This is a genomic window from Streptomyces sp. NPDC032161 (genome assembly GCF_040636995.1).
In the GTDB taxonomy this organism is placed as follows: domain Bacteria; phylum Actinomycetota; class Actinomycetes; order Streptomycetales; family Streptomycetaceae; genus Streptomyces.
This window is the reverse complement of record NZ_JBEZVN010000001.1, coordinates 697,302-710,099: the sequence shown is the minus strand read 5'-3', so window position 1 is coordinate 710,099 and position 12,798 is coordinate 697,302. Positions and strand designations below refer to the sequence as shown.

Genomic DNA, 12,798 nt, shown 5'->3' with positions numbered 1-12,798 from the left:
CGCCGCCTCGGCCACCTTCGTCACCGCCGCGACCGCCCTCGTCGCCGCCCCGGCCACCCTCGTCGCCGCCGCGACCGCCCCCGTCCTCGGTGGTCACCCCGGCCATGAAGCCGCCACCGGTGTTGACGCCGCCCTGCGGACGGCCCTCGTCGCCGCCTCGGCCACCCTCGTCGCCGCCTCGGCCACCTTCGTCGCCGCCGCGACCGCCTTCGTCGCCGCCGCGACCGCCTTCGTCGCCCCCGCGGCCACCTTCGTCGCCTCCTCGACCGCCTTCGTCACCTCCGCGACCACCGCGGTCGCCGTTGTCGTCGCCCCCGCGACCGCCATGGTCGGAGCCGTGTCCTCCGTGCTCGTCGCCGCGCGAGGACGAGGAGCCGGGCGCCTGTGCCGTGTCCCCCGCCGTGGTCACGGCGTAGGCGGAGGGACCGGTGATGGCGAAGGCCGCCGTGACAGCGGCCGTAGCGAACAGTGTGCGGGCAGAGCGCATCTGAACACATTCCTTCCAGTCGCGACTGCGAAGAGTGACAGGGTGTCGACTCGGTGTGGAGCAGTGGCGACGTGATCCACCGTCAGCCCGAATGCGGTCGCGCGCCAGCGGGGAGCGCCGCATTCGAGCGACGCCATGGGCTCATCGGGTGGCGAAGCGCCGATAATCACCCGTTGGACCGCATGCGGTGCGTCGCGAGGTTTGAGCGGCGGCCTTCCACCCGTTTGCCGAGGTCCGGCGCGTCCCGCCGGTGGTCGCGGCCGTGTCGAATGACCTGGTGTCAGGTGTCGACTCCGGGGACGGCAGCGGCTGTTGGGGGCTGCCCATCGGCTTGGTGGGCGGCCGGCGAGGGCGCGGGGCGGGCGGTGTTCCGGTGGGTTTCGTCGTGAGGCCCGTCCGTGGTTCCACCTGGCGGCGTACGCGGACCGGGGAGGCGTGCCGAATCCGGGGCGCTCGTCCTCCGTCGCCTCTGCGCGGCCGAGCCCCTCCGCGAGCGAGGGCAGCGGGTCCACGCCGGCCCGGGGGAAGGGTGGGCCCCTCTTGGAAGGCCGAATTCCGTTTGAGTCGGGTCAGGCATGCCTAAGCGGCTTGTTTCGGAGGTGGACCATGTCCGCTGCCTTCCAGGTGCCCTCGGCGCCGTCCCGGCGCACCGCCCTGCACGGCATCGGCGCCGGCGCCTTCGCGCCGGCCGGGCCGGGTGCCCTGGGCGCCTGCTCCTCCCGCGAGGTCACGGCCGGCAAGGCAGGCGCCGCCGCCCGGGCCGGTGAAGCGGATCGCCACCGCGATCATCCCGTCGCCGTCGATGATCGCCGCCGTGGACGGCTCGTACGACCGCATCGTCGGCATCAACGAGTCCACGCTCCAGGCCCCGAGCCGGGCGCCACGCAACTCCTGTTCGGCCTGCTCCGCTGGACCGGCACCACGACCCCGGCGCACCGGACCTGACCACCCGGCCCGCCCCGCTCCGCCCCGGCGCGCCCCCAGTGGTCCGGGGCGAGCGGTGAGGCGGGCGGGTCGGCGTGCAGGGCGGTGTGCGGTCCGACGACCCGGTCGGGAGAAGGCGGCACGGCGGGCGCGGGCGGGACAGACCTCAGTTCAGCAACGCCCGTGCCGCCCGCGCCCGTTGGCGGATCGCCTCGGCCGCCTCGGGCTCGATCCCGGCGACCACGTCCGCGTACTCCTCCATCTCCGCCGCCCCGCGCAGGAACTGCCCGCTCTGCACGAGCAGTTGCGCGCGCTCGTAACGCAGCCGGGCCGGATGCGAGGGCAGCAGCAGGGAGAGGTCCACCGCCCACAGCGCCGCGTCCGTGTGCTCCGGGCGGGCCGCCGCCCATGCCCTGATGTTGTTCAGGATCCGCAGCACGATCTCCAGCGGCCGGGCCGGGGCCAGCATCGACTCCTCCAACGGCGCCCCCGTCGTCCCGGCCACCAGAAGCTCCGCGTCCTGGCCGGTCAGCGGACGGCCGCCCTCGAAGGGGTCGGCCAGCACGCGCTGCGACGGATCGCCGAACCCGACCACGAAATGACCCGGCAGCGCCACTCCGTACACCGGGCCGCCCGCCCGCCGGGCCACCTCGATCCACACCACCGACAGCAGGATCGGCAGCCCACGCCGCCGTCGCAGCACCTCGTGGAGCAGCGACGACTCCAGCCGCCGGTAGTCCGCCGACGAGCCCGCGAAGCCGCACCGCTCGCCGAGCAGTTCCGCCAGTGCCGAGGCCCATGCCCTGGCGTCGCGCAGCCCGTACGGAAGCCGCCCCGCCAGCTCGTCCAGCTCGATCTGCGCCATGTCGATCCCGGTCGCGTCCAGGGCGGGGTCGGCCACGGCGGCCAGCAGCAGGCAGAGTTCGGCCAGGTCCGGCCGTTCGGCGCGCGCCTCGGCGGCGAACCGCCGGAACAGCTCGTCCCTGCGGTCCGGGTCGTCGGGCCGCCCGTGCGGACCGGGCCGGTGAGCGTTCATCGGACTCCTCGCCCCGTCATGCCGACCGGAAGTGGTGATACCGGTGGTGCACCGCGAACCCCATGCCGTCGTACAGCGCCCGGGCGGCCTCGTTGTCCGACTCCACCTGGAGCCACGCCGCCGAGGCGCCCTCGTCCAGCGCCCGGCGGGCCAGCGCGGTCATCACGGCGGTGGCGAGCCCCCGGCGCCGGTGCGCGGTGTCCACCTCCACGGCCATGAATCCGGCCCACCGCCCGTCCACCACGCACCGCCCGATCGCCGCAGGAGCTCCGGCTGCCCCGGCCGCCCTCCCTGCCCCGGCTTCGGCACCTCCGCCCGCCTCATCGCCCGTGTCGTGGGCCGGTACGGACGCGAACCACACCGAGGGGCCGCCGCGCAGCACCTCCAGGACATGCGGTCCCGGGCGTCCCGGGGTCTCGAAGCGCTGGTAGCGGGAGAGCCACGCCTCGTCGAGGTCCCGGCTCAGCCGCACCCCCGTCACGTCCGCGTCCAGATCGGCGACCGGCGCCAGCGCGCCGACCCGTACCTCCGTCGTGACCTCGCGCCGCCAGCCGCGCTCCTCCAGGGCCGCGCCGAGCCGTTCCTGGGTGCCCTCGGCACCCGTCGCGACCTGGACGTACGCGGGCAGTCCGCGCTCGCCGTACCACCGCTCGACGTACCGGAGAGCCTCGTCGAGCGGAACGCCGGGGTCGCCGAGCGGCAGCACGGAGTTGGCGCGCCGGGTGAACCCCTGCGCGGCCCGCAGCCGCCAGTCGCCCAGGGCCTCGCTCTCCACCGGGGGCCAGGCCCGGGCACAGACCCGCGCCAGTTCCTCGAAGGAGGCCGCGGGGACACCGCGCCGCCGTGCCGGGGCGGCGGGGACGACCTTGCCCGCGACGAGATCCGATTCCGCGATGCGGACGGACTCACCGTTCTTCGTTGTGATCGACAGCACACCGTGTTCCCATGATGTGAGAACACCTACCGTGTCCGTGAACTTCGGGCTCTGCGCCCCCTGCGCCGAAGTGCGCCGGACTGATACCCGTTTGCCCACGTCAATCGGCGCAATTCGGACTTCGAGTCGTCCGCCGACGGTGAATTCCACAGCTCTGTCCGCCCCTCCTGTTCGGTTCGTGCCCGGGAACGGAGATACTAGGGGTGGGCATCGACGACGCCGCGCTCCCGCGCGAGAGCCAACGCCCTACCGAGGAGGAACGACAGCGTGACCTACGTCATCGCGCAGCCTTGTGTCGACGTGAAGGACAAGGCCTGCATCGAAGAGTGCCCCGTCGACTGCATCTACGAGGGCCAGCGGTCCTTGTACATCCACCCGGACGAATGTGTCGACTGCGGAGCCTGTGAGCCGGTGTGCCCGGTCGAGGCGATCTTCTACGAGGACGACACCCCGGAGGAGTGGAAGGACTACTACAAGGCGAACGTCGAGTTCTTCGACGACCTCGGGTCGCCGGGTGGTGCCTCCAAGCTGGGCCTGATCGAGCGCGACCACGCGTTCATCGCCGCGCTGCCGCCGCAGAACCAGTAATCGGCGGGCCGCACGTGCGTCGCCCGGTCCCGTACGGCTCGTCCCCGTACGGGACCGAGGCGTTTTCGCGCCCCGGCGGTCGCAGTGGTTCCCGTGGGCTTCAGCGGCCCCCGTACGAGAAAGCAGAGATCGTGTCCGCAGGCTCCTCCCGCACCCCCCGTTCCTCCCTCTCCTCCCGTCTCCCGGTCTTTCCCTGGGACAAGCTCGCGCCCTGCAAGTCGACGGCCTCCGCGCACCCGGACGGCATCGTGGACCTGTCGGTCGGCACGCCCGTCGACCCGGTGCCCGAGCTGATCCGGCGAGCGCTCGTCGACGCCGCGGACAGCCCCGGCTATCCGACGGTGTGGGGGACCACCGAACTGCGTGACGCGATCACCGGCTGGGTGGGGCGGCGACTCGGCGCGGTCGGGGTGACGCACGAGAACGTGCTGCCGGTCGTCGGTTCCAAGGAACTGGTGGCCTGGCTGCCCACCCAGCTCGGACTCGGCGCGGGCGACAAGGTCGCCTACCCGCGCCTGGCCTACCCGACGTACGAGGTGGGCGCCCGGCTCTGCGGCGCCGAGCCCGTCGTCTACGACGACCCCACGGAGCTGGACCCGGCCGGGCTGAGGCTGCTCTGGCTCAACTCGCCGTCCAACCCGACCGGCCGCGTCCTGGCCAAGGACGAGCTGACCCGGATCGTCGCGTGGGCGCGCGAGCACGACGTCCTGGTCTTCAGCGACGAGTGCTACCTGGAACTGGGCTGGGAGGCCGAGCCCGTCTCCGTGCTGCACCCGGACGTGTGCGGCGGTACGTACGAGGGCGTCGTCGCCGTCCACTCGCTCTCCAAGCGCTCCAACCTGGCCGGGTACCGCGCGGCGTTCGTCGCGGGCGACGCGTCCGTGCTCGGCGAGCTGCTGCTGATCCGCAAGCACGGCGGAATGATGACCCCGGCCCCCGTCCAGGCGGCGGAGGCCGTGGCCCTCGGCGACGACGAGCACGTCACCGAGCAGCGCGCCCGGTACGCGGAGCGGCGCGCCGCCCTGCGCACCGCGCTGGAGGCCCACGGCTTCCGGATCGAGCACAGCGAGGCGAGCCTCTATCTGTGGGCGACGCGCGACGAACCCTGCTGGGACACCGTGGCGTACCTGGCGGAGCTCGGCATCCTGGTGGCGCCGGGGGACTTCTACGGGCCGGCCGGCGACCGCTTCGTGCGGGTGGCGTTCACGGCGACGGACGAGCGGGTGGCCGCCGCGGTCAAGCGGCTGACCCGCGGCTGACCCGCTACCGGGCCCGCCGGCCAGCCCGGCAGGGCTCGGGGCTCAGGGAGCGCGCGAGGGGCCGCGGGAGTGCACGTACGCCGTGACTCCCGCGGCCCCTCGCGTGTGAGGTGACGACGGACCGGATCGGTCGACGCGACTGGATCGGTCGACGCGGTCGGGTCAGCCGATCGGCAGGCCCGTGGTGGGCAGGCCGCCCTTGGTCGCGGCGCCCGCGGTGCCGCCGAGCACGTCGCCCGCGGCGCCCGCCGCGCCACCGGCGGTCTTCTGCACGGTCGGGACGGTCTCGGAGCCCGCCTTGTCGACGGTCTTGCCCGCGGCCGGGAGGGTCGTGCCGACGATCTTGCCGCCGGTCCCGTTCGCCGCCTTGGTGCCCTGCTTCGACGCGCCGTCGACCGTCTTGCCGAGGCCGGAGCCGTCGACGGAGGTCAGGCCGCCGAGGTCCGGCGTCTGCGGGAGCGGCGCGGCACCCGCGGCTCCGGCCGCGCCGATCACGGGGGCGGCGCCTGCGGCGAGCAGCAGAGCGGCACGGGTGATCCGGCGGGTCAGGGGGAGGGACATGATGCTCCTTCGACGGAGTGAGGAATCTGTCTGTCCGTTGATCGGACGCAATGACAACCGTCATGGGGGCGGGAGAGGTTGCGGTGCGCCGAGGTAAAGAGTCGGTAACGCGCCGTGGCCCCCATGCCGGTGAGACCCGGGTGGATGCCCGGTTCCCCGTCGGGGTGATGCGTCGTCACTTCCCTTTGGCTGGAAGGGAATCCGGGGTGTCACGGGCAATCGTGAGGGGGTGGGCGCGGGGTGCCGCCACGGGCCGGCCGGACGACACCTCCGGGGGACCGCCCGTACTAGCGTGCGAGCTTTATCCGGACCCTCTCTGTGTTCGATTCCCTGCCGCCGTCCTTGTCGCCGTCGGAGCCCCCGTGCTCCGTCCGCCAGCCCGCCCCGGCCTTCCACACCCGGTCCGCGTACGTGACCTCGTCCAGGCCGAGTGACGCGGACTGCGCGACCGCCCAGTGCGCCAGCTCCCAGCCGCGCCGTGTCGCGTCGTCCTCCCCGGCGTCGGGGGCCGTTCGCACCGGCACCGCGATCGTGCTCGTCGACGGCGCACCGCCCGCGCCCGGCGTGTCCTGCGCCGACGGCTGCGCCGAGGGCAGCACGTCCTTGCCGAAGGCGCGTACCAGCTCCGTCCGCACCTTCGTGGCGTCGGAGGCCGTGGCCGTCGTCCGCGGCGGATTGCAGTTCAGCGTGGCCGGCGCACGGCCGGTCAGGGCCGCCGACAGCAGCGCGGCGTCCGGCTCGTGCTTCGCGTACGCCTGCGGGAAGCCGCTGCGCTGGACCCGCTGCGCCGCGACCGTCAGCGGCAGCCGCGAATAGCCGGGAACCTCGGCCAGGTGCCGGTAGAACTCGCCCGCGGAGTAGACCGGGTCCATGATCTGCTGCTCGGTGCCCCAGCCCTGCGAGGGCCGTTGCTGGAAGAGCCCCAGCGAATCCCGGTCACCATGCTCGATGTTGCGCAGGGCGGACTCCTGCAACGCGGTCGCCAGCGCGATCGTCACCGCGCGCTCGGGCATGCCCCGCGAGGTGCCGACGGCGGAGATCGTCGCCGCGTTCGAAGCCTGCTCCGTGCTCAGCCGGTACGTGCGGCTCTCGCCGGTCGAGCCGTCGGTGGACTCCACGGTGCACCCTTGGGCGACCGTTCTGCCGGTGATGTACTGGATGAGCACGTAGCCGCCCAGGGCGGCGAGCACGACGAGAGCGGCCACGATACGGAAGAGACGGCCGAGGCCGGTGCGGCGGCGGGCTGGGGTGAGGGTGGGGGACACGGGGCCACCGTACTGGAGTACCTGTCCGGGACCGAGGGCCCCAGGGCTCGTTCGCCGAGCAGGCGGAAGAGACGCCGGGCCGCCCCACCGGACAAGCGGGACGGCCCGAACAAGCAGGACAGGAAGGGCAGGAGGGGCAGGAGGCCGGACAGGCCGAACGGGCCGAACGGGTGAGACAGGTCAAACAGGCCGAACGGGCAGGACGGCCCGGACGGGCACAGGGCCGGGGCGGCCGGGGCGTGGTCGCTATGGTCGGTGCCATGACCGAAAGCACCCTTGACCTCACTCTGGACGGCCCCGCGCTGACCGCACGGCTCGTCGACTTCCCGTCGGTCAGCGGACAGGAGAAGGAACTCGCCGACGCCATCGAGGCGGCACTGCGCACGCTGCCGCACCTGACCGTCGACCGGCACGGCAACAACGTCGTGGCCCGGACGCACCTGGGCCGTGCCGAGCGGGTCGTGCTCGCCGGACACATCGACACCGTGCCGATCGCCGACAACGTGCCGTCCCGGCTCGACGACGACGGCGTGCTCTGGGGCTGCGGCACCTCCGACATGAAGTCGGGCGTCGCCGTCCAGCTGAGGATCGCCGCGACCGTGCCCGAGCCCAACCGCGACCTCACGTTCGTCTTCTACGACAACGAGGAGGTCGCCGCGCACCTCAACGGTCTCGGACACGTCGCCGAGGCCCACCCCGACTGGCTGGCGGGCGACTTCGCGGTTCTCCTGGAGGGTTCCGACGCCGAGGTCGAGGGCGGCTGCCAGGGCACCCTGCGGGTCTTCCTGCGCACCGAGGGGGAGCGGTCGCACTCCGCGCGCAGCTGGATGGGGTCCAACGCCATCCACGCCGCCGCCCCGATCCTGGCCCGTCTCGCCGTGTACGAGCCGCGCCGCCCGGTCATCGACGGCCTCGAATACCACGAGGGCCTGAACGCGGTTCGGATCGAGGGCGGTGTCGCCAACAACGTCATCCCCGACGCCTGCACCGTCGTCGTCAACTACCGGTACGCTCCCGACCGCACCGCCGAGGAGGCGCTGGCGCATGTCCGCGAGGTCTTCGCGGACTGCGGCGTCGCCGAGTTCGTCGTCGACGACCACTCGGGCGCGGCCATGCCCGGCCTCCGCCACCCGGCGGCGAAGGCGTTCATGGCGGCGGTCGGCGGCACCGCCCGGCCCAAGTTCGGCTGGACCGACGTCTCCCGCTTCGGCTCACTCGGCGTCCCCGCGGTGAACTACGGACCCGGCGACCCGCTCCTCGCCCACAAGCGCGACGAGCACGTGCGGACCGACCGGATCACCCACTGCGAGGAGCGGCTTCGCTCCTGGCTGACCGGCTGACCTCGGGGATTCGCCCGCGCGTAACCTCCGTGGATCTAGGCTGACCTGACAGAGACGGTCATCACGGACGACGGATGGCTGTCGACCGTCGTCGGAGGGAGCAGGTCATGGGCAACCCCGAAGGAGCGCACGTCCCCGAGGAGCAGCGGCTCGGGCCGGTACTGCGCCGCAGAGAACAGGTGCAGCCCGGCACCACGGACCAGCGGCTGCTGGACACCGAGGGCGACTCCGAGTGGGTGCACACCGACCCGTGGCGGGTGATGCGCATCCAGTCGGAGTTCGTCGAGGGCTTCGGCGCCCTCGCCGAGCTCCCGAGCGCCATCAGCGTCTTCGGCTCGGCCCGGACCCGGCCCGGCGGACCGGACTACGAGGCGGGCGTGCGGATCGGCCGGGCCCTGGTCGAGGCCGGCTTCGCGGTGATCACCGGCGGCGGCCCCGGCGCCATGGAGGCCGCGAACAAGGGGGCGCGGGAGGCCAAGGGCATCTCCGTCGGGCTCGGCATCGAGCTGCCCTTCGAGTCCGGCCTCAACCCGCACGTCGACATCGGGGTCAACTTCCGCTACTTCTTCGTCCGCAAGACGATGTTCGTGAAGTACGCACAGGGCTTCGTCGTCCTGCCGGGCGGCCTCGGCACCCTCGACGAACTCTTCGAGGCGCTCACCCTCGTCCAGACCGGGAAGGTCACCCGCTTCCCGATCGTGCTGTTCGGCACCGCCTACTGGAGCGGGCTCGTGGACTGGCTGCGGGACACGGTGGTGGCGCAGGGCAAGGCGTCCGACCGGGATCTGCTGCTGTTCCACGTCACGGACGACGTGGACGAGGCCGTCGACCTGGTGACCAAGGAGGTCGGCCGGTAGGACGTGCCGGGTACGGCGCGACCGCGCCGGTGGGGCGTCCCGTGCCCGGCGGCCGCCGGGCAGGTCGCATCCACCGGGCAGGTCGCACCGCCGGGCAGGTCGTACCCGTCCGCCCGCGCACCAAGGAGCCGGTCCGTCGGGCCGGTCCGTCGGGCCGGTCCGTCAGGCCAGTCCCCGCCGAGCCACGGCGGGCTCCCGGTGTCCCGCGATCGACGCGACCATGTCCAGCACCTGCCGGGTCTCCGCCACCTCGTGCACCCGGTACACCCGCGCGCCCAGCCACGCCGACACGGCCGTCGTCGCCAGCGTCCCGATCACCCGCTCCTTGACCGGCCGGTCGAGCGTCTCGCCCACGAAGTCCTTGTTCGACAGCGAGACCAGGACCGGCCAGCCGGTCTCCGCCATCTCGCCGAGCCTGCGCGTCGCCTCCAGGGAGTGCCGGGTGTTCTTCCCGAAGTCGTGACCCGGGTCGATCATGATTCCGTCCGGCCGCACCCCGAGCTCCACCGCCCGCTCGGCCAGTCCCACCGTCACCCGCAGGATGTCCGCCATCACGTCGTCGTACGCGACCCGGTGCGGCCTGGTCCGGGGCTCGGCGCCGCCCGCGTGCGTGCACACCAGACCGGCGCCGTACCGCGCGGCGACCTCCGCGAGCTTCGGGTCGACGCCGCCCCACGCGTCGTTCAGCACGTCCGCGCCGGCCTCGCAGACGGCCTCGCCGACGTCGTGGCGCCAGGTGTCGACGCTGATCACCACGTCCGGGTGCCGGCGACGCACCTCCGCGACGAACCCGACCGTGCGGCGCGCCTCCTCCTCGGCCGTCACCTCCGCGCCGGGACCCGCCTTCACCCCGCCGATGTCGATGATCGCCGCCCCGTCCGCGACCGCCTGCTCGACCCGGGCCAGCGCGGGCTCGTCCCGGAACGTGGCGCCCTGGTCGTAGAAGGAGTCCGGGGTACGGTTCACGATCGCCATGATCACCGGCTCGTGCGCGTCGAACTCGCGCCGTCCCAGCCTGAGCGCACCGCTTCGCATCCCGCGTTTCTCCTCTGGTAGATCGCCCATGGTCGCCTGCGACCCTAGTGCCCCTCACCCGGTACGGGCCCGCCGGGCGAGGATGCGCCGGGCCGCCGGACGGGGACCGGCAGGGCCGTGCACGGGGAAGCGCGGGCCCGCCGCACGGGGAAGTACGCGGCACCGGTTGTCGGCGGGGCGTGGCACGATCGGACGCGGACAGGTTTCCGCTCCCGGGGAGATGCGCGTGTTCTGGTTCTTGCTGCTGACGATGGTGGTGGTCGTGGCCACGGTGACCCTCGCGGTGGTCGGTGGCGGAAAGGACGCCGTCCTCCAGGACGTCGCTCCCGAGCGGCTGACGGACCCGCTGCCCGCGACGCGCCCGGTCGACCGCGCCGACATCGAGGCGCTGCGGCTGCCGGTGGCCGTGCGGGGCTACCGCATGACGGACGTCGACGAGGCGCTCGACCGGCTCGGCGCCGAGCTCGCCGAGCGGGACGCGCGGATCGCGGAGCTGGAGTCGGCGCTGGCCGGCGCGCGGGCGGCCGCGGCCTCCGGCACCGGTCTCCTCGAACGGCCGGAGGCCGGTGCGCATCCGCTGCCGGAGCGGCCGGAGGACGTGACGAGGCAGCCTCCGGAGCGGCCCGAGGACCGTTCCGAGGCGCCGTGGGAGACCTCGCGGCAGGACACCGGGCCCGAGGGGGACCCGGAGCAGGACCCCTGGCACGACCCCCGCAGGCACGACCCGCAGCAGCACGATGTCCAGCAGAGCGACCCACGGCGCCACGAGCCCCGGGGGGCGGAACGACCCGGAGAGGAGCCCCGACGATGAGCGGCGGCACGATGACGGCACCGGACGGCGGCCCGCGCTGCCCGTGGGGGCTCTCCACCGAGGACTACCTCGCGTACCACGACACCGAATGGGGCCGCCCCGTCCACGGCGACGACGCCCTCTTCGAACGGCTCTGCCTGGAGGCGTTCCAGTCGGGCCTGTCCTGGCTGACGATCCTGCGCCGCCGGGAGGGCTTCCGCTCCGCCTTCGCCGGGTTCAAGATCTCCGCCGTGGCGGAGTTCACCGACGCGGACCAGGACCGTCTCCTCGCCGACGCCGGGATCATCCGCAACCGGGCGAAGATCGAGGCGACCCTCGCCAACGCCAAGGTGCTGGCCGGCTGGCGCGACGGCGAACTGGACGAGCTGATCTGGTCCCACGCCCCCGACCCGGCCGGCCGCCCGGCCCCGCGCACCGTCCAGGACGTCCCCGCGGTCACCCCGGAGTCCACGGCGCTCGCCAAGGACCTCAAGAAGCACGGCCTCCGATTCGTCGGACCGACGACGGCCTACGCCCTGATGCAGGCGTGCGGCCTGGTCGACGACCACCTGGCCGACTGCGTGGCGCGCGGCGGCGGGGCATCCGGCTCCGCATCCTGACCGGGGCCGGGGCCGGATGCCCTGGCGCCGCGCCGCGCCCCCGGCCGTGCGCGTATGCCCGCACGCCGGAGACGGCTCAGCCGGTCACCGGCCGAGGTACTTCGGCTTCTCCTTGTTCAGGAACGCCCGCACCGCGATCGTGTGGTCCTCGGACTCGCCCGCCCTCGTCTGGAGCTCGTCCTCCCTCTCCAGCGCCTCGCTCAGGCCGTGCGAGGCGCCGAAGGCCAGCGACTCCTTGAGCGAGGCGTACGCCACCGTCGGACCGGAGGCCAGGGCGCGGGCCACGGCGACCGCCTCGGCTGCCAGGTCGCCGGTGGGCACCAGCTTGTTCACGATGCCCAGCTCATGGGCTTCCCGCGCGGAGACCGAACGCGGGAAGAACAGCAGATCGGCGGCGCGGCTCCGCCCGATCAGCCGGGGCAGCGTCCAGGAGACGCCCGAGTCGGCGGTGAGCGCGACCCCGGCGAAGGACGTGTTGAAGGAAGCGGTGTCCGCGACCACCCGGTAGTCGCAGGCGAGCGCGAATCCGAAACCCGCACCGGCGGCCACACCGTTCACCCCGGCCACGACCGGCTTGGGCATTTCGGTGATGGCCCGGATGATCGGGTTGTAGTGCTCCCGCACGGTGCTCAGCGCGTTGCCGCCGCCGGACCCACGGGCCTCGTCGAGCTTCCCGACGTGCTCCTTCAGATCCTGGCCGACGCAGAAGGCGCGCCCCGTCGCGGTGAGCAGCACGGCCCGTACGGCGGTGTCGGCCGCCGCCGACCGCAGGGCGTCGCGCAGCGCGACCTTGACCGAGGTGTCCAGGGCGTTCATCGCGTCGGGGCGGTTGATCGTGATCGTCGCGAGTCCGTCGCTCACCTCGTAGAGCACGCTGTTCGCCGTCTCGTCGGCCATTTCGCTGTCTCCTTCTACGCCTCGGACGATGTGCTGTCCGGGAAAGCATGGCCGACCCGGACACCGGCGAACATGTGACCTGCGTCTAACAATCGTGCTTGCCCGTGCTCCGGTGAGGGGGCGAAGTGACGGAGTATCGCAGCCTGATCGTCGAATTGGGTGGTTTTGGGAGCGCGCGTTGCGCAAGCGATGCCTACCGATGTTG

The 12,798-nt window shown here is 73.1% G+C and carries 13 protein-coding genes and 1 pseudogene; 8 read left to right on the top strand and 6 right to left on the bottom strand.

Annotated elements, in window-relative coordinates; genetic code table 11:
- On the top strand, positions 1-562 hold a 562-nt coding region (locus AB0E67_RS02980), incomplete at its 5' end, for a hypothetical protein (RefSeq protein ID WP_362020088.1).
- A gap of 531 nt (positions 563-1,093) precedes the next feature.
- Positions 1,094-1,432 carry a hypothetical protein gene (locus AB0E67_RS02975; protein ID WP_362020085.1) on the top strand — a complete coding sequence of 113 codons (339 nt, stop codon included), beginning with the start codon at positions 1,094-1,096 and terminating at the stop codon, positions 1,430-1,432.
- 145 nt (positions 1,433-1,577) lie between these two features.
- Here AB0E67_RS02975 and AB0E67_RS02970 read toward each other — a convergent pair whose 3' ends face one another.
- A complete protein-coding gene (locus AB0E67_RS02970; RefSeq protein WP_362020083.1) occupies positions 1,578-2,447 on the bottom strand; it encodes a transglutaminase-like domain-containing protein in 870 nt (289 codons plus the stop codon).
- A gap of 16 nt (positions 2,448-2,463) precedes the next feature.
- Positions 2,464-3,531 carry a GNAT family N-acetyltransferase gene (locus AB0E67_RS02965; protein ID WP_362020080.1) on the bottom strand — a complete coding sequence of 356 codons (1,068 nt, stop codon included), beginning with the start codon at positions 3,529-3,531 and terminating at the stop codon, positions 2,464-2,466.
- 117 nt (positions 3,532-3,648) lie between these two features.
- Between AB0E67_RS02965 and fdxA the strand changes: the two genes are divergently transcribed.
- Together fdxA and dapC are read left to right on the top strand one after the other, a co-directional pair.
- The gene (gene fdxA / locus AB0E67_RS02960) at positions 3,649-3,969 is read left to right on the top strand and encodes a ferredoxin (protein ID WP_018956287.1); all 321 of its coding nucleotides are present in this window, start codon (positions 3,649-3,651) and stop codon (positions 3,967-3,969) included.
- A gap of 131 nt (positions 3,970-4,100) precedes the next feature.
- The gene (gene dapC, locus AB0E67_RS02955) at positions 4,101-5,228 is read left to right on the top strand and encodes a succinyldiaminopimelate transaminase (RefSeq protein ID WP_362020078.1); all 1,128 of its coding nucleotides are present in this window, start codon (positions 4,101-4,103) and stop codon (positions 5,226-5,228) included.
- Between the two features lie 162 nt (positions 5,229-5,390).
- Here dapC and AB0E67_RS02950 read toward each other — a convergent pair whose 3' ends face one another.
- A complete protein-coding gene (locus tag AB0E67_RS02950; protein ID WP_362020075.1) occupies positions 5,391-5,789 on the bottom strand; it encodes an ATP-binding protein in 399 nt (132 codons plus the stop codon).
- Positions 5,790-6,076: 287 nt separating this feature from the next.
- Complete coding sequence (locus AB0E67_RS02945) at positions 6,077-7,054, bottom strand: hypothetical protein (protein ID WP_362020072.1); 978 nt, start codon at positions 7,052-7,054, stop codon at positions 6,077-6,079.
- A 260-nt stretch (positions 7,055-7,314) separates the two neighbouring features.
- On the opposite strand from AB0E67_RS02945, the gene dapE reads away from it, so the two are divergent.
- Entirely contained in the window at positions 7,315-8,394 is a 1,080-nt protein-coding gene (gene dapE / locus AB0E67_RS02940; protein WP_362020069.1) for a succinyl-diaminopimelate desuccinylase, read from the top strand.
- 107 nt (positions 8,395-8,501) lie between these two features.
- Positions 8,502-9,251 carry a TIGR00730 family Rossman fold protein gene (locus AB0E67_RS02935; RefSeq protein WP_362020066.1) on the top strand — a complete coding sequence of 250 codons (750 nt, stop codon included), beginning with the start codon at positions 8,502-8,504 and terminating at the stop codon, positions 9,249-9,251.
- Between the two features lie 162 nt (positions 9,252-9,413).
- Here AB0E67_RS02935 and folP read toward each other — a convergent pair whose 3' ends face one another.
- On the bottom strand, positions 9,414-10,286 hold the full coding sequence (gene folP, locus AB0E67_RS02930) for a dihydropteroate synthase (RefSeq protein ID WP_362020063.1): 873 nt from the start codon (positions 10,284-10,286) through the stop codon (positions 9,414-9,416).
- Between the two features lie 220 nt (positions 10,287-10,506).
- Between folP and AB0E67_RS02925 the strand changes: the two are divergent.
- Both AB0E67_RS02925 and AB0E67_RS02920 read left to right on the top strand, forming a co-directional pair.
- Positions 10,507-10,845 (top strand): annotated as a pseudogene (locus AB0E67_RS02925) (DivIVA domain-containing protein); the annotation flags it as partial.
- Positions 10,846-11,093: 248 nt separating this feature from the next.
- Positions 11,094-11,696, top strand: a complete 603-nt coding sequence (locus AB0E67_RS02920; protein ID WP_362020060.1) for a DNA-3-methyladenine glycosylase I — start codon at positions 11,094-11,096, stop codon at positions 11,694-11,696.
- Positions 11,697-11,780: 84 nt separating this feature from the next.
- Here AB0E67_RS02920 and AB0E67_RS02915 read toward each other — a convergent pair whose 3' ends face one another.
- Complete coding sequence (locus AB0E67_RS02915) at positions 11,781-12,593, bottom strand: enoyl-CoA hydratase-related protein (RefSeq protein ID WP_362020057.1); 813 nt, start codon at positions 12,591-12,593, stop codon at positions 11,781-11,783.
- Between the last annotated feature and the right edge of the window lie 205 nt (positions 12,594-12,798).